17 protein-coding genes are annotated in these 20,912 nt (G+C 71.8%); 8 read left to right on the top strand and 9 right to left on the bottom strand.

The features are described from left to right. The first annotated feature begins 39 nt into the window (after positions 1-39). Positions 40-2,358, top strand: coding sequence for a glycoside hydrolase family 3 C-terminal domain-containing protein (locus KY498_RS09360; RefSeq protein ID WP_191009538.1), 2,319 nt, complete (start codon positions 40-42; stop codon positions 2,356-2,358). Here KY498_RS09360 and KY498_RS09355 read toward each other — a convergent pair. From KY498_RS09355 to galT, 6 genes are all read right to left on the bottom strand, one after another. Beyond that, positions 2,265-2,924 carry a YdcF family protein gene (locus KY498_RS09355; protein WP_191009539.1) on the bottom strand — a complete coding sequence of 220 codons (660 nt, stop codon included), beginning with the start codon at positions 2,922-2,924 and terminating at the stop codon, positions 2,265-2,267. The genes KY498_RS09360 and KY498_RS09355 overlap by 94 nt on opposite strands. A 29-nt stretch (positions 2,925-2,953) precedes the next feature. After that, entirely contained in the window at positions 2,954-3,805 is an 852-nt protein-coding gene (locus KY498_RS09350; RefSeq protein WP_191009629.1) for an alpha/beta fold hydrolase, read from the bottom strand. 54 nt (positions 3,806-3,859) lie between these two features. Then, positions 3,860-4,417, bottom strand: a complete 558-nt coding sequence (locus KY498_RS09345; RefSeq protein ID WP_191009540.1) for a DUF6036 family nucleotidyltransferase — start codon at positions 4,415-4,417, stop codon at positions 3,860-3,862. After that, positions 4,404-4,925 (bottom strand): helix-turn-helix domain-containing protein, encoded by a 522-nt coding sequence (locus KY498_RS09340; RefSeq protein ID WP_191009541.1) that lies wholly within the window; start codon positions 4,923-4,925, stop codon positions 4,404-4,406. Before KY498_RS09340 ends, KY498_RS09345 begins: the two co-directional genes overlap by 14 nt. A gap of 69 nt (positions 4,926-4,994) precedes the next feature. Then, positions 4,995-6,191 (bottom strand): galactokinase, encoded by a 1,197-nt coding sequence (galK, locus tag KY498_RS09335; protein ID WP_061782019.1) that lies wholly within the window; start codon positions 6,189-6,191, stop codon positions 4,995-4,997. Next, positions 6,188-7,363, bottom strand: a complete 1,176-nt coding sequence (galT, locus tag KY498_RS09330; protein WP_061782018.1) for a galactose-1-phosphate uridylyltransferase — start codon at positions 7,361-7,363, stop codon at positions 6,188-6,190. Before galT ends, galK begins: the two co-directional genes overlap by 4 nt. Positions 7,364-7,418: 55 nt before the next feature. Between galT and KY498_RS09325 the strand changes: the two genes are divergently transcribed. Further along, the gene (locus KY498_RS09325; protein ID WP_191009542.1) at positions 7,419-8,438 is read left to right on the top strand and encodes a LacI family DNA-binding transcriptional regulator; all 1,020 of its coding nucleotides are present in this window, start codon (positions 7,419-7,421) and stop codon (positions 8,436-8,438) included. 22 nt (positions 8,439-8,460) lie between these two features. Here the strand turns inward: KY498_RS09325 and KY498_RS09320 are convergent, their stop codons facing one another. After that, on the bottom strand, positions 8,461-10,605 hold the full coding sequence (locus KY498_RS09320; RefSeq protein ID WP_223849548.1) for an alpha-galactosidase: 2,145 nt from the start codon (positions 10,603-10,605) through the stop codon (positions 8,461-8,463). 14 nt (positions 10,606-10,619) lie between these two features. After that, positions 10,620-11,672 carry a LacI family DNA-binding transcriptional regulator gene (locus KY498_RS09315; protein ID WP_191009544.1) on the bottom strand — a complete coding sequence of 351 codons (1,053 nt, stop codon included), beginning with the start codon at positions 11,670-11,672 and terminating at the stop codon, positions 10,620-10,622. A gap of 119 nt (positions 11,673-11,791) precedes the next feature. On the opposite strand from KY498_RS09315, the gene KY498_RS09310 reads away from it, so the two are divergent. From KY498_RS09310 to KY498_RS09290, 5 genes are all read left to right on the top strand, one after another. Next, complete coding sequence (locus KY498_RS09310; protein WP_060958979.1) at positions 11,792-12,706, top strand: carbohydrate ABC transporter permease; 915 nt, start codon at positions 11,792-11,794, stop codon at positions 12,704-12,706. Then, positions 12,706-13,626 carry a carbohydrate ABC transporter permease gene (locus tag KY498_RS09305; protein WP_060958980.1) on the top strand — a complete coding sequence of 307 codons (921 nt, stop codon included), beginning with the start codon at positions 12,706-12,708 and terminating at the stop codon, positions 13,624-13,626. The genes KY498_RS09310 and KY498_RS09305 overlap by 1 nt, the downstream gene beginning before the upstream one ends. A 67-nt stretch (positions 13,627-13,693) precedes the next feature. Continuing rightward, entirely contained in the window at positions 13,694-15,040 is a 1,347-nt protein-coding gene (locus tag KY498_RS09300) for a sugar ABC transporter substrate-binding protein (RefSeq protein WP_060958981.1), read from the top strand. Positions 15,041-15,125: 85 nt separating this feature from the next. Further along, on the top strand, positions 15,126-16,910 hold the full coding sequence (locus KY498_RS09295; RefSeq protein WP_191009545.1) for a beta-galactosidase family protein: 1,785 nt from the start codon (positions 15,126-15,128) through the stop codon (positions 16,908-16,910). Positions 16,911-16,955: 45 nt separating this feature from the next. After that, positions 16,956-18,464, top strand: coding sequence for an alpha-N-arabinofuranosidase (locus tag KY498_RS09290; RefSeq protein ID WP_191009546.1), 1,509 nt, complete (start codon positions 16,956-16,958; stop codon positions 18,462-18,464). A 174-nt stretch (positions 18,465-18,638) separates the two neighbouring features. On the opposite strand, the gene galE is transcribed toward KY498_RS09290, so the two are convergent. Beyond that, positions 18,639-19,616, bottom strand: a complete 978-nt coding sequence (gene galE, locus KY498_RS09285) for a UDP-glucose 4-epimerase GalE (protein WP_061782015.1) — start codon at positions 19,614-19,616, stop codon at positions 18,639-18,641. Positions 19,617-19,684: 68 nt separating this feature from the next. On the opposite strand from galE, the gene KY498_RS09280 reads away from it, so the two are divergent. Beyond that, the gene (locus tag KY498_RS09280; protein WP_191009547.1) at positions 19,685-20,824 is read left to right on the top strand and encodes a glycerate kinase; all 1,140 of its coding nucleotides are present in this window, start codon (positions 19,685-19,687) and stop codon (positions 20,822-20,824) included. Positions 20,825-20,912: the final 88 nt, after the last annotated feature.

Raw genomic sequence — 20,912 nt, 5'->3', positions numbered from 1 at the left:
GCCAAAACCGAGTGACATATGGTTTTCGTGGAGGCCCCCATGACCGACATCACCGCATCCGACCTCACGCTCGAGGAGAAGGCGTCGCTGACCAGCGGAGCCGACTTCTGGACCACGACGGCGATCGACCGCGTCGCACTGCCGTCGGTCATGATGACGGACGGGCCGCACGGCCTGCGCAAGCAGCAGGGGGCGACCGACCACCTGGGTCTGGCGCAGAGCGTGCCGGCGACGTGCTTCCCGCCGGCCGTGGGCCTCGGGTCGTCGTGGGATGCCGCGCTCGCCGAGCGCATCGGCGTCGCCCTCGGCGTGGAGTCCGCGATCGAGGACGTCGCGGTCATCCTCGGACCGGGAGTCAACATCAAGCGCTCGCCGCTGTGCGGGCGCAACTTCGAGTACGTCTCGGAAGACCCGCTGGTGTCCGGTGTGATCGGTGCGGCGCTGGTGCGCGGCATCCAGTCGCAGGGCGTCGGCTCGTCGCTCAAGCACTTCGCCGCCAACAACCAGGAGTTCGACCGCATGCGCGCGAGCTCCGACATCGACCCGCGGCCGCTGCGCGAGATCTACCTGCGCGCGTTCCAGCGGATCGTCACCGACGAGCAGCCGTGGACCGTGATGTGCTCCTACAACCGCATCAACGGCGTGTACGCCTCGGAGGACCCGTGGCTGCTCACGCAGGTGCTCCGCGACGAGTGGGGCTTCGCGGGCCTGGTCGTCAGCGACTGGGGCGCCGTAAACGACCGCGTCGTCGGCCTTCCCGCGGGCCTCGACCTGGAGATGCCCTCCAGCGGCGGCCGCACCGACGCCCAGCTCGTCGCGGCGGTGCGCGGTGGCACGCTCCCCGAGGAGAAGCTCGACCTCGCCGCCGATCGCGTGCTCGAGCTCGTCCGGCGGGCCCGGCGGCGTCCGGCCGCGGCGGGACCGCTCGACGTCGACGCGCACCACGCGCTGGCCCGCGAGGCCGCCGCCCGCTCCATCGTGCTGCTGCGCAACGACGATCGCAGCGGGGCGGGCGCGCTGCTGCCCCTCGACCGCGGCGCCGCGATCGCGGTCATCGGCGAGTTCGCGCGCACGCCGCGCTATCAGGGCGCCGGGTCGTCGCTGATCAACCCCACCCGCCTGGACACGGCGCTCGAGGAGATGCGGCTGCTCGCCGACGGCGACGTCGCCTTCGCCCCCGGCTTCACCCTGGACGGCACGGGGGACGTCGAGGCGCTGCGCGCCGAGGCCGTGGCCGCCGCCGCGGCGGCCGAGGTCGCCGTGGTGTTCCTGGGGCTTCCGGCGGCCCAGGAGTCGGAGGGCTTCGACCGCGAGAGCCTCGACCTGCCGGAGGCGCAGCTCGCGCTGCTGGCCGCCGTGCGGGAGGCGAACCCGAACGTGGTCGTCGTCCTCTCCAACGGCGGCGTGGTCGCGCTCCCCTTCCGCGACGAGGTGCCCGCGATCGTCGAGGCCTGGCTGCTCGGCCAGGCGGGCGGCGGCGGCACCGCCGACGTCCTGTTCGGCGTCGTGAACCCGTCGGCCAAGCTCACCGAGACCATCCCGCTGCGCATCGAGGACACCCCCGCCTTCGGCAACTTCCCCGGCGAGTTCGGCCACGTCCGCTACGGCGAGGGGATCCTCGTCGGCTACCGCTGGTACGACGCGCGGGCGCTCGAGGTCGCCTATCCGTTCGGGCACGGCCTGTCGTACACGACCTTCGCCTACGGCGACGCGGTGGCCGCCGTCACGGACGCGGGCGACGTCGAGGTGAGGGTGCCCGTCACCAACACCGGAACGGTCGCCGGCCGCGAGGTCGTGCAGGTGTACGCCGGTCCGCTCCGGTCCGTCGTGCAGCGTGCGCCGCGCGAGCTGCGCGGCTTCGCGGCCGTCGAGGTCGCCCCCGGGCAGACGCGGGATGCCGTGGTCACGGTGCGCCGCGACGACCTGGCCTACTGGGACGTCCGCGTCGACCGCTTCGTCGTCGAGGGCGGCGCCTACCGCGTCGAGGTCGCCGCGTCGAGCCGCGACGTGCGCGCCGAGACCGTCGTGGAGATCGCCGGCGACGAGCTCGTGCTCCCGCTCACGATGAACTCGTCGGTCGCCGACGTGTTCGCCCATCCCGTCACGGGGCCGGTCGTGCAGCAGCTCATGGCCGGCGCGCTCGCCGGGCTGGGCGGTGCCGACAGCTCGGCGGCGTCGATGCTGCCCGACGACGACGCGCTGCAGAAGATGATGGCGTCGTTTCCGATCGGGCGCCTCGCGGGGTTCCCGGGGATGCCGCTCGGCTACGACCAGATCGAGGAGCTCATCCGGACGGCCAACGCCGGCGGCGCGCCCGATCCGGAGCTGTTCGCCGCGCGTCCCGCGACGGCGTCGTAGAACGTGAGGGCGAGCCGGAGCACCCCGAGCTCGAGGACGCGGAAGTCGCGCGTCGGACGAAGCCGCTCCCACAGTCCGGGATCGAGCTCGCGCAGGTAGCCGCGGGCACGGCGGGCGTGCGCCGTGTTCGACGCGATGCGGATGCTGCGCGCGTCCCGCAGCCACGGCAGGCTCCGCGAGAGGTTCTCGCGCGTGCTCTCGGCCGCCGGCTCGATGGCCACGGCATCCGGGTCGACGCCGAGGCGCTCGGTCGCGTAGCGCGCCATCATGACCGCCTCGGGCTCGACCCCGCGCACCGCGCCTCCGGAGAACACGAAGAGGGCGCCGGGCGGGGCCGACCGCACCGCGATGCGGGTGCGCCACGCCTGGAGCGCGTTGAGCGCGCCGTCCGCGCGGGAGCGGAACCCGAGCACGAGCACGACGTCGCGCCCGCCCGCGGGGCCCGTCGCCGGGCGGGCGGGATAGTCGGCCCGCGACGTGCGCCACGCCTGGACCTCCCCGAACGCGAGCAGGCCGGCGCCCGCGGCGGCGACGGCGGATGCCGCGACCAGCGCGCGTCGCGGCATCCGCCCGATCCGTCTCACCGTGGTCGGTCTCACTCCGCCAGGAAGTCGAGCAGCGCCGCGTTCACCTCGGCGCCGTGCGTGCGCAGCAGGCCGTGCGGGGCACCCTCGATCTCGACGTAGGTGAGGGGCGTGCCCTCCGGGACGAGGTCCCGGAACCGGCGGGCCGTCTTGTCGATCGGGAGGATGTTGTCGGCCGTGCCGTGGAGGATCAGGGTCGGCACCGTGAGGGCGGGCAGGTCGCCGCGGAAGTCCGTGGGCCAGGTCAGCGGCGCGGCGGCGAGGGCCGCGTTGCCGGCCTGGGTGGCGACCTGCACCGAGGCGGCGACGGCCTCCGGCGAGATGCGCGTGCCCAGGAGGTCGTCGAGGTTGTAGAAGTCGCGGAAGAACCCCGTCAGGAACGCGTGCCGGTCCTCGGCGACGGCGGCCGCGGTTCCGTCGAAGAACGCCTGGTCGCCCGCGCCGTCGGGGTTGTCGTCGGTGATGAGCAGGAACGGCTCGAGGGAGCCGAGGAAGGCGGCCTTCGCGATGCGCCCCGCGCCGTAGCGGGAGAGGTAGCGGGCGATCTCGCCGGTGCCCATCGAGAAGCCCACCAGGATCGCGTCGTCGAGATCGAGGTCTTCGATGAGGGCGTGCAGGTCGGCGGCGAACGTGTCGTAGTCGGAGCCCGACGCGGTCTTGGTCGAGGCCCCGAAGCCGCGGCGGTCGTAGGCGACCACGCGGTAGCCGGCCCCGAGGAGCGCCCGCTGCTGCAGGTCCCACGACTCGCCGTTCAGCGGGAAGCCGTGGATCAGCACGACCGGCTGGGCGTCGGAGGGTCCCTGGTCGGTGTAGAAGATCTCGATGTCGGCCGAGTTCTCGGTCCCGACGGTGATGTAGGCCACGGTCGCTCCTTCCGGGACGCCGCCGGTCGGCACCCCGCTCACGACGCTAGCCGTTCACCGGTCGCGGTGGGCGCCGTCCGACGGGTCTAGACGTCGGAGCCAGTCGTCGATGTTCCGACGGTGAAGCGGTGCAACGGGCAGGGAGGGCAGCCGCTCACGCAATGACTCGACGCTGAGGAGGCTCGCGGCTATCAGTGCTTCCGCAAAGTCCCTGTCCTTGGGCCGAAATGCCGCCAGTTTGGAAAGCACGAGATCGGTGGGATCGAGCAGTCGTACGGTGATCGGGCCCCAATCATCCGAGGTCCACGCGATGGTGCGAGCTTCCCAACCTGAGGGAAGTATGGCCGTCGATGTACTGACGCCCTGAGCGTAGTAACCGTGGGTCTCGTCGAACGGAGACAGTTCTCCGAATGCTCCATCGAGTCGGTCGGCGAGGATCTCCTCTGGGTCGTCCCAGAACGCGACATCCGCCTCCCGCGAGAGCATGGTCAGCTCGGGTAGCTCCTCGTCCGCAAAAGCTCCGTGAATGGCCTGACTGCCGATGACGAGCATGTCCGCGCCGACAATTCGCGATGCCGCCCGCAGGATGTGCTCCAGGTCACGCTTGCGCACGAAAGTGCCGATCCGCTCGAAACGCCTCGAGGACGGCGGTCCGTTGCTCCTCGCCCAGGACGCCGGCGAAGGGGGAGTTCTGGCGCAGTTCCCGGGCGTGAACGGTGTCAGCCGTCAATGCCCGGATGATCGGGCCCGCGGGTCCACGAAGGAGCTTCGCCCATTCCGCCGTCCAGCGATTGCTTCTGATGGAGGGCGATGTGACAGCCGCGAGCCCGGCCTCGCGCACGCGTCGCGGGTCTTGGACGAATACACCTGCGACAGCAACACCGAGCCACAGCGAGCGTTCCTGGTCTCTCGTCGCGCGCGAGGAGCCTCGCCGAACTGCGAGAACGTCTCCATGCTGGACGCGTCGATGGCTCCCCACTCGGATCGCCGGCAGTTCCCCGCGGTCGATGAGATCGACGACATGTTGGCGCGAGACGCCGAGGAGTCGGGCAGCTTCCCCGGTCGTCAGAAGCGTGGTCTCATCGGGCGCGGTCAGCAGTGCATCGAACTCTTTGCGCATGAGCTCATGCTCTCGCGTAAACGCCAAAATCGCAATATAGAGGCCTATTTTGTGATTTTGGTGATTGATTCACCGGTCGCGGTGGGCGCCGTCCGACGGGTGCACGGTGAACACGTGCGGTGCGCCGAAGCCGGCCGCGGCGAAGGCCGCCTCGACCGCGGCGGCGACCTCCGCCACGCGGGCGTGGTCGACGAGCGCGATCGCCGAGCCGCCGAAGCCGCCGCCGGTCATGCGGGCGCCGACGGCGCCGGCCGCGCGCGCCGTGTCGACGGCCAGGTCGAGCTCGGGGGTGGAGATCTCGAAGTCGTCGCGCATCGAGGCGTGCGACGCGTCGAGCAGGCCGCCGATCGAGCGCGGGCCCTCGGCGCGCAGCAGTCGGACGGCGTCGAGCACGCGCTGGTCCTCCGTGACCACGTGGCGCACGCGGCGGAACGTGACGTCGTCCATCAGCTCCCGGGCGCGGTCGAGGTCGGCGGGGGTGAGATCGCGAAGGGCCGGGACGCCCATGATCCGCGCGCCCCGCTCGCACGCCGCGCGGCGCTCGCCGTAGCCGCCCGTCGAGTGGGCGTGGCTCACGCGGGTGTCGACGACGAGAACCTCGAGGCCCGCGTCGGCGAAGCCGAGAGCGACGACCGCGGCATCCAGCGACCGGCAGTCGAGGAAGATGCCGGCGTCGGCGCGCCCGAGCATCGAAGCCATCTGGTCCATGATCCCCGTCGGTGCGCCGACGGCGTCGTTCTCGGCGCGCCGGCCGGCCTGCGCGAGCGCGACGGGCGACAGCCCCAGGCCCCAGATCTCGTTCAGCGCAGTCGCCGTCGCCCCCTCGATCGCGGCGGACGACGACAGGCCGGCGCCGACGGGCACGTCCGAGGCGAGCGCGATGTCCACGCCCGGCAGCGCGTCGGCGCGGCCGGCAGCGCGCGCGGCATCCTGCAGCGCCCAGGCGACGCCGAGTGGGTAGCGCGCCCATTCCACGATCTCGTCGCGGCGGTCGGGGAAGAGCGCGTCGAGGTCGGCGACGGGCACCTCGACGGGCACGGGGTCGAAGGTCGACACGACGCGGATGCGGGCGTCGTCGCGGACGCCGACCGCGGCGACGGTGCGTCCGTCGATGGCGAACGGGAAGACGAAGCCGTCGTTGTAGTCGGTGTGCTCGCCGATGAGGTTCACCCGCCCCGGTGCCGACCAGAAGCCCGCGGGCGCCGACCCGGTCAGCTCGGTGAACAGATCGCGCGCGTCGGTCTGGGGGGATGCCGTGGCGGTCACAGCTGGACTCCTTCGATGGCGGAGCGCAGCCGGTCGGCTGCGGTCTCGGGCGGGACGTCGCCGATCCAGGCGCCCATGGCGGCCTCCGATCCGGCGAGGAACTTGAGCTTGTCGGCGGCACGGCGCGGGCTCGTGATCTGCAGGTTCAGACGCACGGTGTCGCGACCGACGTGCACCGGCGCCTGGTGCCAGGCGGCGATGTAGGGCGTCGGATCGCCGTAGAGGGCGTCGACGCCGCGCAGCAGCCGCAGATAGACGGGCGCGAGCTCATCGCGCTCGTCGTCGCTGAGCGCCGCGAAGTCGGGGACGTGACGGTGCGGCAGCAGGTGGATCTCGAGCGGCCAGCGTGCGGCGAAGGGCACGAACGCCGTCCAGTGCTCGCCGCGCAGCAGGACGCGCGGACCCGCCTGCTCGAAGGCGAGGATGCGCGCGAACAGGTCGGGCGCCGTGCGGTCGATCGCGTCGAGCAGTCGACTGGTGCGCGGCGTGATGTACGGGTACGAGTAGATCTGTCCGTGCGGGTGCTGCAGCGTGACCCCGATGGCCTCGCCGCGGTTCTCGAACGGGAACACCTGCTGCACTCCGGGCAGCGCCGACAGCGCGGCCGTGCGATCGGCCCACGCCTCGATCACGGTGCGCGCCCGGGTCGGGCTCTGCGTGCCGAACGAGCCGGTGCGCTCGGGGGAGAAGCACACCACCTCGCAGCGGCCGACGCTCGTGCGCGTGCGGCCGAGGCCGAGGTGCTCGAGGTCGTCGAGCCCGCGGGGCGGATCGGCGGCGGCGGGGGCGTCGCCGAACGCCTCGGCGAGGGCCGGTCCGAAGGACGGGGAGCGGTTCTCGAAGACCGCGACGTCGTAGACGGAGGGGATCTCCGACGGGTTGGTCGCGGTCTGCGGCGCGAGCGGGTCGAGCTCGGCGGGAGGCAGGAAGGCACGGTTCTGTCGGGCCGCGGCGACCGACACCCAGTCCCCGGTCAGCACGTCCTGGCGCATGGTCGCCGTCGCCGGTCGGGGGTCGAGAGCGCGCGTGTCGGCGGCCCGCTCGGGCCCCAGCGTGGTGCCGGGATCGTCGAAGTAGATGAGGTCGCGCCCGTCGGCGAGACGGGTCGGTCGCTTCACGACACCCGCGCCGAGGAGGGTCCCCTCGGGGGTGATGGATGGCAGCTCCGGCATGTTCACGATAACACGATAGGGGTAGGTGCGTGCTATCGTCAACACGGAGGTCGGGATGGCACACAAGCGCGCATCGATGGCGGATGTCGCACGCATCGCAGGGGTGTCCGCGCAGACGGTGTCGCGGGTGGTCAATGCGAGTCCCCGCGTCGATCCGGCCACGCGCGCCCGCGTCGAGGAGGCGATGGCCCGCAGCGGCTACCGCATCCACCGCGCCGCCCGCGCCCTGCGCACCGGCCGCTCCGGCACCATCGGCGTCGTCGTCTCGACGCTCTCCACCGTCGGCAACTCGCTCATGCTCGAAGCCGTCACCGACGCCGCAGCCGCACGCGACCACGACGTCGCCGTCGTGACGCTCGGCGCGGGCGACGCCGCCGAGGCGCTGGAGCGTCTCAACGAGCAGGGCGTCGACGGCGTCGTCGTCATCAACGAGGCGTCCGCGCTCGTGCGGTCCGCCGACCTGCCCACCGCCCTCCGCCTCGTCGTCGTCGACTCCCCGCCCGACGACCGCTTCGCCGGCGTCGAGACCGACCATGCGGGCGGCGCGGCCGCCGCAACCGCCCACCTCTTGGCGCACGGCCACCGCACGGTCGCCCACATCGCCGGCCCCGAGTCGTCGTACGCCGCCGCCGAGCGCGAGCGCGGCTGGCGCGAGACCCTCGAGCGGGCCGGATGCCCCGTCGGCGCCCTCGTGCGGGGGTCGTGGACCTCGGCCTCCGGTTACGACGCGGCCATGACCCTTCTGGATGCCGGGACGCTCGGCACCGCGCTGTTCGTCGCCAACGACCAGATGGCGCTCGGCGCGCTGCGGGCGCTCGCCGAGCACGGTGCGCGTGTGCCCGAGGACGTGAGCGTCGTCGGCTTCGACGACGTCGACGACGCGGCGAACTACCGTCCTCCGCTGACGACCGTCCGCCAGCACTTCGACCGGCTGGGGACGCAGGCCGTCGTCGCCCTGCTCGACGAGGTGGAGGAGGGTCTCGAGGCCGGCACGGAGGCACCGACGGCCTCGGAGCGCACCGTCATGCCCGCCTCGCTCATCGTGCGTGGCAGCACGGGGCCCGCCCCGGTCTGACCGGTCGGCCCCGCGCGCCCGGTCAGTCGATCGCGGAGGCGGTGATCAGCGCGGCCGCCTGCGGCAGCAGCACGGGCGGGCGAAGTCCCACGGATGCCGCGGCCCGCCCGCTCAGCACGACCGCCTCCTCCTCCCAGGCCAGAGGCGACTGGCCGAGGTAGCCGGTCGAGCCCTCCGGGACCATGACCGCGATGCGGTAGCGCCGGTCGGGGTCGAGGCCCGGCAGCGTGACGGGGGCGGGCGGGTGCGCGCTGCTCGTGCGCACCTGCGTGTGCACGTAGAGGGCGGCGCCGCCGTCGCGCGCCACGACGCCGCGCAGGTCCAGCGCCGGGTCGGCGAGATCGGCGTGGACCCTCCGCCCCGTGGCGATGAGCGCGCGGTGCTCGCGGTAGAGGGCGACCCAGCCGGCGATCCGCTCCAGCGTCGCGTCGTCCTCCGCCGTGAGATCCCACTCGACGCCGAAGTGGCCGAGGAGAGCGGTGAGCGCGCTGAGGGAGAGGGACACCGTGCGCCCCGTCGAATGCACGATCGGGCTCGTCAGGTGCGCCCCCATGAGCTCGGGCGGGACGACCAGTCCGGTGTAGCGCTGGATGTCGAGCCGTTCGATCGGGTCGAGGCAGTCGCTCGTCCAGATCCGGTGCGTGCGCTGGAGGATGCCGAGGTCGACGCGGGCGCCCCCGGAGGCACAGGACTCGATCTCCAGGCCGGGATGACGCTCGCGCAGCTCGTCGAGCAGGCGGTAGAGGGCCAGGACGTTCGCCCGCACGCGCGGCCGCCCGTGGGGCCCCGATCCCGGCTCGGCGAGGTCGCGGTTGTGATCCCACTTGAGGTAGGCGATCGGGTACTCGTCGAGCAGCGCGTGCAGGCGCTCGGCGATGTAGGCGTACGCCTCGGGGTGGGCGAGGTCGAGCACCTGCTGCTGCCGTCCCGACGGCGGCAGCTCGTCGCGGGCGCGCAGCAGCCAGTCCGGATGCCGCCGCGCCAGGTCGCTGTCGGGGTTCACCATCTCCGGCTCGACCCAGAGCCCGAACTCCATCCCGCGCTCGCGCACGTGGTCGATCAGCGGCGCGAGGCCGTCGGGCCAGACCTCGGCATCCACCCACCAGTCGCCGAGTCCCGCGGTATCGTCGCGGCGGCCGTGGAACCAGCCGTCGTCGAGCACGAAGCGCTCGGCGCCGATCCGCGCGGCCCGGTCGGCGAGAGCGCGGAGGGTGTCCAGGTCGTGGCGGAAGTAGACGGCCTCCCAGGTGTTCACGGTCACCGGGCGCGGCCGCGTCGGGTGCATCGGGCGTGCCCGCAGCTCGTCGTGGAAGCGCGCCGCGAAATCGTCGAGCCCCTCGCCCCACGAGCCGACCGCGTCGGGGGTCTCGTAGCTCTCGCCCGGCGCCAGCAGCACCTCGCCCGGCTCCAGCAGCTCACCGGCGCGCAGGACGGCGTCGCCGGTGGGGGTGCGCTCGGCGAGCAGGCGGTGATCGCCCGACCAGGCCAGGTGTACGCCGTGCACCAGCCCGCGCTCGAATCCGAAGCCCGGCGTCCCGGCGATCACGACCAGCGTGGCGTCGGCGCCGGGGCGCCCCCGCCGGCTCTCGCGGAGGTGCCCGCCGACCGTGAAGGCGTGCCGTTCGGGCGCGCGCTCGCGCAGGTGGTGGCCCGTCGTGGTGAGCAGCTCGGTCGCCGTGGGCGGCAGGGGGAATCCCGCGCTCAGCCCGTCGACGCGGTACGGGGCGTCGCCGTCGTTGACCAGGCGCAGGCGCTGGTGGAGCAGACCGCTGACGCCGAGGGACAGTTCCACCTCGACCCTCAGGCCGGCCGCCGCGTCGCGCAGCACGAACGTCGCCGTCGTCGGGGTGACGTGCGCGGCGGTCGTCACCAGCCGGGTCGAGAAGTCAGTGCCGCCGCGATCGCCCGTGAGCCCCGGGGTGGTCAGCCACCCGCCGGAGGCCTGCGGCAGCACCGTGAGGCGACCGGTGGCGTCCAGCCCGCCCGACACGCGCTGCGGTCGCGCCGCCCGTGCGATGCCCTCGAGCTCGATGTCGGTGAGGGTGCCCAGGTCGCGCCCCCAGTGCACGATGGTCGGCTGGTCGGCACAGCGCACGTCGACGAGGACGCTGGTGCCCCCGGCGCGCAGGTGGACGTGGGCGGGCAGCGCCGCGGGCAGGGAGGTCACGGGGGTCGGTTCCTTCATCGCAGGTCGGTGGCGGGACGGCGCCCGGCGCGCGGGCCGGTGGAGCCGCGGACGACGAGGGAGGTCGACACGTGGTGGACGCCGCCGGACACCTCGCGTCCCTCGATCTGGTCGACCACGAGCGACACGGCCAGGGAGCCGGCGGTGCCGAAGTCTTGATGGACGGTCGTCAGCGGCGGCCAGAAGTACGCCGCCTCGGCCATGTCGTCGAAGCCGACGACGCTGATCTCGGCCGGCACGGGCCGGCCCCGCTCGTGGAAGGCGCGCATCGCGCCGAGGGCCATCTGATCGTTCGCGGCGAACAGGGCGGTCAGCTCGGGCACCGCGGCCAGCAGGCGGCCGATCCGATAGCCCGACTCGGCGGTCCAATCCCCGACGTGCACCTCGGGCACGGGGCGTCCGGCCGCCGTCAGGGTCTCCTGCCAGGCGAGCCGCCGCTGCTCGGCGGCCTTCGACTCGGGCGGGCCCGCGATGTGCCACACCGTCTCGTGCCCGAGCTCCAGCAGATGGGAGACCGCCTGGCGGCTGCCGTGCACCTGGTCGGCGGTGACCGAGGGGCGCTCGTCGGCGGCCCCGGACTGGATGAGCACACTCGGCATCCCCGGCGGGAAGCCGACCGACGCCGACGACATGAGGTGCGACTCGATGACGACGATGATGCCGTCGACGGCGTCCTGGTCGAGGCGGGAGACGGCCGAGGCCACGGCGTCGCCGGCCGTCAGTGCCGGCTGCGCCTGGATGAGCTCGATCGCGTACCCGCGCGCCGCCGCCGCCGAGAGGATGCCGCCGATCGTGCCGATGTTGCCGAGGGAGTCGAGGCTGAAGACCACGACGCCGATCGACCCGAAGGCCCCGCGGCGCAACGCCCGGGCCGCGACGTTGGGGCGATAGCCCAGTTCGCTCATGGCCGCGAGCACGCGGTGGCGCGTCGGTTCGGCCACCCGCTCGGAGTTGTTGGCGACCCGCGAGACGGTCTGCCCGGAGACGCCCGCATGCCTCGCGACGTCGTGCAGGGAGACGCTGCGGCTGCCGTCTGCTGACCTGTTCATCGGCGTCCCTCCTCGCGCGTCGACCGGGAAGTCTTGACACATGTTGACGTCAACATGCTACTCTCGACCTCGCCATGTTGACGTAAACATGGCACCGTCCGACAGAAGGCAAGACGAAGATGTCCGTACTCACCGCTCCCGCCCCGGCTCGACGCCGGGCGCGCAGGACCGACCGCCAATGGGCGGGATTCTGGTTCGTCCTGCCGTTCCTCATCGTGTTCGCCGTGACGTTCCTCGCGCCGCTCGCCTACTCGATCTACCTCAGCGTGTTCCGCACCAAGCTGATCGGCGGCACGTCGTTCGTCGGTGTGGACAACTACGTGCAGGCCTTCAGCGACCCGCAGTTCTGGTCGGGCTTCGGCAACGTGTTCCTGGTGCTGATCATCCAGGTGCCGGTCATGCTCCTGCTCGCGCTCGTCGCGGCGCTCGCCCTGGATTCGCGCCGCCTCGCCGGCAGCTCCCTGTTCCGCATCGGGATCTTCCTCCCGTACGCCGTGCCCGGCGTCGTCGCGGTGCTCATGTGGGGGTTCATGTACTCGGACCGCCTGGGCCTGGCCGGCAACATCAACCAGCTCGTCGGCTTCGAACTGGTCACGCCGTTCACCCAGCAGTGGATCCTCCTGGCGATCGGCAACATCATCACGTGGGAGTTCATCGGCTACAACATGCTGATCTTCTACTCCGCGCTGCGGACGATCCCCGAAGACCTCTACGAGGCGGCGGCGCTCGACGGCGCCGGCCAGTTCCGCATCATCCGGGCCATCAAGCTCCCCGCGCTGCGCGGTGCGCTCGTCATCGCGACGATCTTCTCGATCATCGGCAGCTTCCAGCTGTTCAACGAGCCCAACATCCTCAAGACGCTGGTCCCGAACCTGCTCACGACGTACTTCACCCCGAACATGTACGCCTACAACCTGAGCTTCATCGGCCAGCAGGTCAACTACGCCGCCACGATCGCGATCATCATGGGTGTCATCACCGCCGTCATCGCCTACGTCGTCCAGCTGCGTGGCACGCGTAAGGAGAACCGCTGATGGCCGGCCTGCCCCTCGATCACACCGGCACGCTGACCGGTCGGCCCCGTCGACGCCGCTCCGACGTCGGTGAGCGCGGCCCGCGCAAGTCGCCGCTGCTGACCATCATCATGTCGCTGTTCCTGGTCTACTCCTTCCTGCCGCTGCTGTGGCTCGTGATCAGCTCGACCAAGACGCAGCAGTCGCTGATCGGCTCGTTCGGCCTCTGGTTCTCGGGACCGTTCGCCCTGTTCGACAACATCGGCCAGGTGCTCACCTACAACGACGGCATCTTCCTGCGGTGGTTCCTCAACACCCTGATCTACGTCGTGATCGGCGCCGGCGGCGCGACGCTGCTGGCGACCCTCGCCGGCTACGGCCTCGCGAAGTACAACTTCCCCGGCAAGCGCGCCGTGTTCGCCGTCATCCTCGGCGCCATCGCCGTGCCGGGGACCGCGCTCGCGGTGCCGACGTTCCTCATGTTCAGCCAGCTGGGCCTGACGAACACCATGTGGGCGATCATCATCCCCTCGCTGATCTCGCCCTTCGGCCTGTACCTCATCTGGGTCTACGCGGTCGACTCCGTGCCGACCGAGCTGCTCGAGGCGGCGCGCGTGGACGGCTCGGGCGAGTTCCGCACGTTCTTCACGATCTCGCTGCGGCTGCTCGCACCGGGCGTCGTCACGGTCGCGCTGTTCGCGATCGTCGCGACCTGGAACAACTACTTCCTCCCGTTGATCATGCTCAACGACCCCAACCTGTTCCCGCTGACGATCGGTCTGCAGCAGTGGAACCTCCAGGCGGTCGGGGTCAGCTCGCAGCCGATCTTCAACCTGGTCATCACCGGGTCCCTCCTCACGATCATCCCGATCGTCATCGCCTTCCTCCTGCTCCAGCGCTACTGGCAGTCCGGGCTGAGCGCAGGAAGCGTCAAGCAGTGACAGGGGTGTCGCTGCAAGACGAACACCACCCCACCCCATATCCGACGAAGAAGCGGAAGGACACAGCATGACAAGCACCAAGAAGATCGCGCGCGTGGTCGCGATCGGAGCCACCGCGCTCCTGATCGGCAGCGGCCTCGCGGCCTGCGCCGGCGGCAACAGCTCGAGCAGCACCGACGCCGGCAGCGCCTCGTCGATCGACGAGGCCCTCAAGGCCGGCGGCGAGCTCACCTACTGGACGTGGACCCCCTCCGCCAAGGACCAGGTCGCCGCGTTCGAGAAGGCGTACCCGAACGTCAAGGTGAACCTCGTCAACACGGGCGGCGCCAACGACAACAACACGAAGCTGCAGAACGCGATCTCCGCCGGCTCGGGCATCCCCGACGTCGTGCAGATCGAGTACCAGTCGCTTCCGCAGTTCCAGCTCTCCGGTTCGCTGCTGGACCTCACGGCCTACGGCTTCGGCGACCTGGAGAAGGACTACACCGCCTCGACGTGGGGCGCGGTCTCGCAGAACGGCGGCATCTGGGGCCTGCCGCAGGACTCGGGCCCCATGGCCCTGTTCTACAACAAGGAGGTGTTCGACCAGTTCGGCATCTCCGTGCCCAAGACGTGGGACGAGTTCGTCGCCGCCGGTGAGAAGCTGCACGCGGCCGACCCGACGAAGTACATCACCAACGACCAGGGCACCGACGCCGGCTTCGGCACCTCGATGATCTGGCAGGCGGGCGGGCGTCCGTTCAAGACCGACGGCGAGAACGTCACGATCGACCTCGGCGACGCCGGAGCCAAGAAGTGGACCGCCGTCTGGGACAAGCTGCTGCAGAACGGCTCGCTCGGCAACATCCCCGGCTGGAGCGACGAGTGGTTCCAGGCTCTCGGTGACGGCACGATCGCGTCGCTGCCGATCGGCGCCTGGATGCCGGGTGTGCTCGAGGCCAACGTCCCCGGTGGCAAGGGCAAGTGGGCCGTCGCGCCCATGCCGACCTACGACGGCACCCCGGTGACCGCCGAGAACGGCGGCTCGTCCGAGGTCGTCATGAAGGGCTCGAAGAACCAGGCGCTGGCCGCCGGCTTCCTCAAGTGGCTCAACAACTCGCAGGACTCGATCGACGTCTTCCTCCAGTCGGGCGGCTTCCCCGCCACGACGGCCGACCTCGAGTCGAGCGCGTTCCTCAACACGACCTCCGACTACTTCGGCGGTCAGAAGATCAACGAGGTGCTCGTGGATGCGGCCAAGTCGGTCGGCACCGGCTGGCAGTACCTGCCGTGGCAGTCGTACGCCAACAGCATCTACGCCGACACCGTCGGCAAGGCCTACCTGAACAAGACGTCCATCGCGGACGGTCTGACGGCCTGGCAGGACAAGAACGTGTCGTACGGCACCGACCAGGGCTTCAGCGTCAACAAGTAAGCCCATCGCACGACCCGCGGCGGTGGGGTGGTCCCGATCACCCCACCGCCGCGGCTGTGAACGACAGTGACTCTGAGAGGCCCGCATGGCTACCGGCTCCTTCCGCATCGGTGAGAACGACTTCCTGCTCGACGACGAGCCGTTCCGGGTGCTCAGCGGCGCCCTCCACTACTTCCGCGTCCACCCCGATCAGTGGGCCGACCGCATCCGGGCCGCGCGCCTGATGGGTCTGAACACGATCGAGACCTACGTGCCGTGGAACGAGCACGAGCCCGAGCCCGGGGTGTTCCTCAGCGACGGCGGGCTCGACCTCGCGCGCTTCCTCGACCTCGTCGCGGCCGAAGGGCTGCGCGCCATCGTGCGTCCCGGCCCCTACATCTGCGCCGAATGGGACGGCGGGGGACTTCCCGCGTGGCTCTTCCGCGACGGCGACATCGGGGTGCGCTCTGCCGACCCGCGATTCTTGGCGCCGGTCACCCGCTTCCTCGACCGCGTGCTCGAGATCGTCGTGCCCCGCCAGATCGACCGCGGCGGCCCGGTGATCCTCCTGCAGGTCGAGAACGAGTACGGCGCGTACGGCGAGTTCACGGCGGGTGAGCGCGAGGAGTACCTGCGGGCCCTGCGCGACGTCTACCTCGCCGCCGGCGTGAGCGTGCCGCTGACCAGCGTCGACCAGCCCACCGACGAGATGCTCTCCCGCGGGAGCCTGCCCGAGCTGCACCGCACGGGATCGTTCGGCGGCAACGTCGCCGACCGTCTCGCGGTCCTGCGCACCCACCAGCCGACGGGGCCCCTGATGTGCTCCGAGTTCTGGTGCGGCTGGTTCGACTACTGGGGATCGTTCCACCGGACCTCCTCCACGGCGGCATCCGTCGCCTCGCTGGAGGCGCTGCTGGCGGCGGGCGCCTCGGTGAACATCTACATGTTCCACGGCGGCACGAACTTCGGTCTGACCAACGGTGCCAACGACAAGGGCGTGTTCGAGCCGACCGTCACGAGCTACGACTACGACGCCCCCCTGGACGAGGCGGGCCGGCCCACCGAGAAATTCTGGGCCTTCCGCGAGGTGATCGCGCGGTACGCGCCCGTGCCCGACGTCGCCGACGGTGATCTGCCGGCGCCCCTCGCCGCGGCGCCCGCGCCGGTGCCGCTGGAGACGGTCTGCGCGCTGGACGACGTCTTGGCCGATGTCGAGGTGCAGCGACGGGGCCACGCCCCCACGATGGACGAGCTGGGGATCGCGCGCGGGTTCCTGCGCTACGAGACGCGTCTCGCCCACGGCGACGCGCCCGTCGTCCTCGCGATCGGCGAGGTGCGCGATCGCGCGTGGGTGAGCCTGGACGGCGTCCCGGTCGGGACCCTCTCGCGCGACCGCCGCGAGCGCACCCTCGTGCTCCCGCGCGGCACGGGCGTGCTCGGCATCCTCGTCGAAGACCAGGGGCGCGTGAACTACGGTCCCCGCATCGGCGAGCACAAGGGACTGATCGGACCCGTCACCGTCGGCGGCGCCGCGCCCGCCGCGTGGGACGTGGTCGTGGTGCCGTGGGAGCAGCTGCCGGCGCGCGCCGGCGACGCGGCCGCCGCGGACGGCGCACCGGTCGCCGGAGCCGCGGTGTTCCGCGCGGTCGTTGAGCTGGACGCCGCCCGCGATCTCGTGCTCGATCTGCGCGCGCTCGGCACGGGCCTCGTCTGGATCGACGACGTCTGCCTGGGACGGTTCTGGCAGACCGGGCCGCAGCACTCGCTGTTCGTGCCGGCGCCGCTGACCCGGGCGGGCCGTAACGTGATCACCGTGCTCGATCTGGAACCGACCGGGGCCGACGTGCTGGCGTTCAGCGACCGGCTGCTGCTCGGGCCTGTCGAGTGGTGAGGCCTGTCGAGTGGTGAGGCCTGTCGAGTGGTGAGGAGAGAAACCATGACCGCACGTGTGATCGCGTCCGGACCCGTCGGCGAGATCGACCCGCGGGTGTACGGCGGCTTCGTCGAGCACCTCGGCCGGCACATCTACGACGGCATCCACGAGCCGGGCCACCCCGCCGCCGACGAGGAGGGGTTCCGCACCGACGTGATCGCGCTCGTGCAGGAGCTCGGCGTCACGACGATCCGCTATCCCGGCGGCAACTTCGTCTCCGGCTATCGGTGGGAGGACGGCATCGGTCCCCGCGCGGACCGGCCCCGACGGCTGGACCTGGCCTGGCGCTCGACCGAGACGAACCAGGTGGGGCTGCACGAGTTCTCCTCGTGGCTCGAGAAGGTCGGCAGCGAGCTGATGCTGGCGGTCAACCTCGGCACCCGCGACGTCGCGGAGGCGCTCGACCTGCTCGAGTACGCCAACGTAGCCGCCGACACCGCGTGGACCCGCCAGCGCGCCGCGAACGGGCGGGACACGCCCTTCGACGTGCGCATGTGGTGCCTGGGCAACGAGATGGACGGCCCCTGGCAGCTGGGCCACCGTGACGCCGAGGACTACGGCAAGCTCGCCGCGCGCGCGGCGAAGGCGATGCGGATGCTCGATCCGACGATCGAGCTCGTCGCGTGCGGCTCGTCGGCGCGCGACATGCCGACGTTCGGGCAGTGGGAGCGTGAGGTGCTGCGCCACACGTTCGACGACGTCGACTTCATCTCGTGCCATGCCTACTACCAGGAGCGCAACGGCCAGGCGCAGGAGTTCCTGGTGTCGGCCGTGGACACCGACCTGTTCGTGCGCGAGGTCGTCGCCGCGGCCGACGAGGTCGCCGCGGAACGCGGCTCGGACAAGCGGATCATGCTCTCGTTCGACGAGTGGAACGTCTGGTACCAGTTCGCCGACGACGGCACCAAGGCGGGCGACCTCGTGCCCGACGGCTGGCCGGTCGCGCCGCGCCTGCTGGAGGACGAGTACAACGTGATGGATGCCGTCGTCGTGGGCGACCTGCTCATCACGCTGCTGCAGCACGCCGACCGCGTGCGCTCCGCATCGCTCGCCCAGCTCGTGAACGTCATCGCGCCGATCATGACCGAGCCCGGCGGCCCCGCCTGGCGGCAGACCACGTTCTACCCGTTCTCGCTCACGTCGCGGCTCGGTCGCGGCACGGCGCGCCGGCTCGAGCTCGAGGGGGCGCCGCGCGTGCAGAGCACCCGCTTCGGCGACGTCTCCGCGGTGAACGCCGTCGCGACCACGGATGCCGAGGGCACGAGCGTGTTCCTCGTGAACCGGTCGGTGGCGGAGGCGGCGGACATCGAGATCGACCTGGGGGAGCTGGACGCGGCATCCCTGTCGCTCGTCGAGTCGTGGGTGATCACCGACCCCGACTACCGTGCCTCCAACACCCTCGCCGACCCGGACCGGGTGACGCCGCGGCCGCTGGAGGTCACCCGCGAGGGCGACGTGCTGCGCGTGTCGCTGCCGCCCGTGGCGTGGGCGGTCGTCCGCCTCGGGGCCTGACACCGCGTTTCGACTCCGCGCTGCGCGCTGCGCTCAACGACCGGGAGATCCGTACTCCCGGTCGTTGAGCGAGCGCCGGTCGTTGAGCGAGCGCCGGTCGTTGAGCGAGCACCGGTCGTTGAGCGAGCGCAGCGAGTCGAAACGCAGAGTCGAAACGCCGCGCGACCCTCGCTGTCAGCGCGCGGCGCGGCGGGCTTCCCAGCCGGTGCGCACCATCTCGTCGACGGTGTAGCGGTTCGCCCAGTCGAGGTCGCGCGCGGCCAGCTCGCCCGTCGCGACGATGCGGTCGGGGTCGCCGGGACGGCGCGGGCCGATCCGCGGCGTGAAGTCGATGCCGGTCACCCGTGCCACGGCATCCATGATCTCGCGTACGCTCAGGCCGTTCTGGGAGCCGAGGTTGTACGCGGCCTCGATGGGTTCGCCCGCCTCGAGGCGCTGCGCCGCCACGACGTGGGCCGCGGCGATGTCGCCGACGTGCACGTAGTCGCGCACGTTCGTCCCGTCGGGGGTGTCGTAGTCGTCGCCGTTGATCTGCGGCGTCTCGCCCGCGATCAGCTTCTCGAACACGATCGGGAAGAGGTTGTGCGGGCTCGTGTCGTACACCGACGGGTCGGCCGAGCCGACGACGTTGAAGTAGCGCAGCGAGGTGTGCCGCAGCGGGTGCGCGTCGGAGGCCGTCGCGACGCCCTGGTCGCGCAGCAGCCACTCGCCGATCAGCTTCGACTCGCCGTACGGCGACGCCGGACGCTTGGGCAGATCCTCGGTCACGAGCGGCACGTCGGGGGTGCCGTACACCGCGGCCGACGACGAGAAGACGATGTTGTGGACGCCGGCATCCGCCATGGCCGCCAGGACCACCCGCGTGCCCTCGACGTTCTGCTCGTAGGTGTGCAGGGGGCGCTGCACCGAGACGCCCGCGTACTTGAACCCGGCGACGTGGATGACGCCGGTGACGCCGTGCTGGCGCATGGTGTCGACCAGCAGGTCGCGGTGCAGGATCGTGCCCTCGATGAACGGCACACCCTCCGGCACGAACGACGCGTGGCCGCTCGAGAGGTCGTCCACAACGATCGGGGCGATGCCCGCCGCCTGCAGCGCGCGCACCACGTGCGCACCGATGTATCCCGCTCCGCCGGTCACAAGCCACGTCATGGCTCCATCCTGCCCGATGCCGGAGGCGGCCGATGACCGCCGGGGCGGCCGCCGCGTAGCATCGGCCCATGACCCGCGTCGTCGTCGCCCCCGACAGCTTCAAGGGGACCATCGCCGCGGCGCGGGCCGCGGCCGCGATCCGTGACGGATGGCTGTCGGTGCGGCCGGCCGACGAGGTCGTGCTGCGGCCGATGGCCGACGGGGGAGAGGGCACGCTGGACGCGTTCGCCGCCGCGGTGCCCGGTTCGCGGCGGATGCCGGTCGACGTCACGGCGCCGTGGGAGGGCGGACCGGTCGCGGCGAGCTGGCTGCGGCTTCCGGCGACGCCGGACGCGCCGTCCGGCACCGGCGTGGTCGAGCTGGCCTCGACGGCGGGGATCGAACTCTTCGGCGACCGCCGCGATCCGTGGCGGGCCTCGACGGCCGGCTTCGGCGACGCGATCGCGGCCGCACTGGATGCCGGGGTCTCGCGCCTCGTGCTCGCGATCGGCTCCAGCGCGTCGACGGACGGCGGCGCCGGGCTGCTGCGGGCGCTCGGCGCGTGGTTCCGCGCGGACGCGTCCGTGGTCGAGGCCCCCCGGCTCGGCGCCGGGCACCTGCCGCTGCTGCGGGGTGTCGAGCTCTCGGGGCTCCGTGCCCTCCCGCCCGGCGGCGCCCTGGTGCTCACCGACGTGTCGGCGCCCCTGTGCGGACCGACGGGGGCGGCGCGCGTGTTCGGTCCGCAAAAGGGCGTCGCCGCCGACCGGCTCGCCGAGCTCGACGCCATCCTCGCCCGCTACGCCACGCTGTTCGGCGTCGATCCCGCGACGCCCGGTGCCGGCGCGGCGGGCGGAACGGGGTTCGCCCTGCTCGTCTGGGGCGCCTCCCTGGAGCCGGGTGCGCTCGAGGTCGCCCGCCTCATCGGGCTCGAGGACGCCGCCGCGAACGCCGACGTCGTCGTCACGGGCGAGGGTTCCTTCGACGGCCAGTCGGCCGCCGGCAAGGCTCCCGCGCACGTGTCGGCCGTGGCCGCCGCGCTCGGCGTGCCGGCGGCGCTCGTCGCCGGGCGCATCGACCCCGACGCGGACACGACGGCCTTCGCGGCATCCGTCTCGCTCACCGAGCTCGCGCGCCGCGCCGGAGCCCCCGACCCGGCCGGGGCCGCCCTGGCCGATCCCGTCCTGTGGCTGCGCGCGGCGGGCGAGGAGCTCGCCCGCGCCCTCTCCTGACCCGGCGCGAAGCCGGCACGACGCACGGACGTCATCGATGTTGACGTCAACATCGGCAATCCTCTAGGCTTGTCCCAGCCATGTTAAC

Origin of the sequence: Microbacterium sp. PAMC21962, from assembly GCF_019443465.1 — a bacterium.
Lineage (GTDB): Bacteria > Actinomycetota > Actinomycetes > Actinomycetales > Microbacteriaceae > Microbacterium > Microbacterium hominis.
Note: the sequence above shows the minus strand (reverse complement) of the source record. Positions and strands in the feature narration are given on the sequence as shown.

Excerpts from the sequence above, each read along its gene's own strand:
- KY498_RS09360 (WP_191009538.1), top strand. The coding sequence starts at position 40 with ATGACCGACATCACCGCATCCGACCTCACGCTCGAGGAGAAGGCGTCG.
- KY498_RS09355 (WP_191009539.1), bottom strand. The coding sequence starts at position 2,924 with ATGCCGCGACGCGCGCTGGTCGCGGCATCCGCCGTCGCCGCCGCGGGC.
- KY498_RS09340 (WP_191009541.1), bottom strand. The coding sequence starts at position 4,925 with ATGCGCAAAGAGTTCGATGCACTGCTGACCGCGCCCGATGAGACCACG.
- galT (WP_061782018.1), bottom strand. The coding sequence starts at position 7,363 with ATGCCGGAGCTGCCATCCATCACCCCCGAGGGGACCCTCCTCGGCGCG.
- KY498_RS09325 (WP_191009542.1), top strand. The coding sequence starts at position 7,419 with ATGGCACACAAGCGCGCATCGATGGCGGATGTCGCACGCATCGCAGGG.
- KY498_RS09315 (WP_191009544.1), bottom strand. The coding sequence starts at position 11,672 with ATGAACAGGTCAGCAGACGGCAGCCGCAGCGTCTCCCTGCACGACGTC.
- KY498_RS09310 (WP_060958979.1), top strand. The coding sequence starts at position 11,792 with ATGTCCGTACTCACCGCTCCCGCCCCGGCTCGACGCCGGGCGCGCAGG.
- KY498_RS09305 (WP_060958980.1), top strand. The coding sequence starts at position 12,706 with ATGGCCGGCCTGCCCCTCGATCACACCGGCACGCTGACCGGTCGGCCC.
- KY498_RS09300 (WP_060958981.1), top strand. The coding sequence starts at position 13,694 with ATGACAAGCACCAAGAAGATCGCGCGCGTGGTCGCGATCGGAGCCACC.
- KY498_RS09295 (WP_191009545.1), top strand. The coding sequence starts at position 15,126 with ATGGCTACCGGCTCCTTCCGCATCGGTGAGAACGACTTCCTGCTCGAC.
- KY498_RS09290 (WP_191009546.1), top strand. The coding sequence starts at position 16,956 with ATGACCGCACGTGTGATCGCGTCCGGACCCGTCGGCGAGATCGACCCG.
- galE (WP_061782015.1), bottom strand. The coding sequence starts at position 19,616 with ATGACGTGGCTTGTGACCGGCGGAGCGGGATACATCGGTGCGCACGTG.
- KY498_RS09280 (WP_191009547.1), top strand. The coding sequence starts at position 19,685 with ATGACCCGCGTCGTCGTCGCCCCCGACAGCTTCAAGGGGACCATCGCC.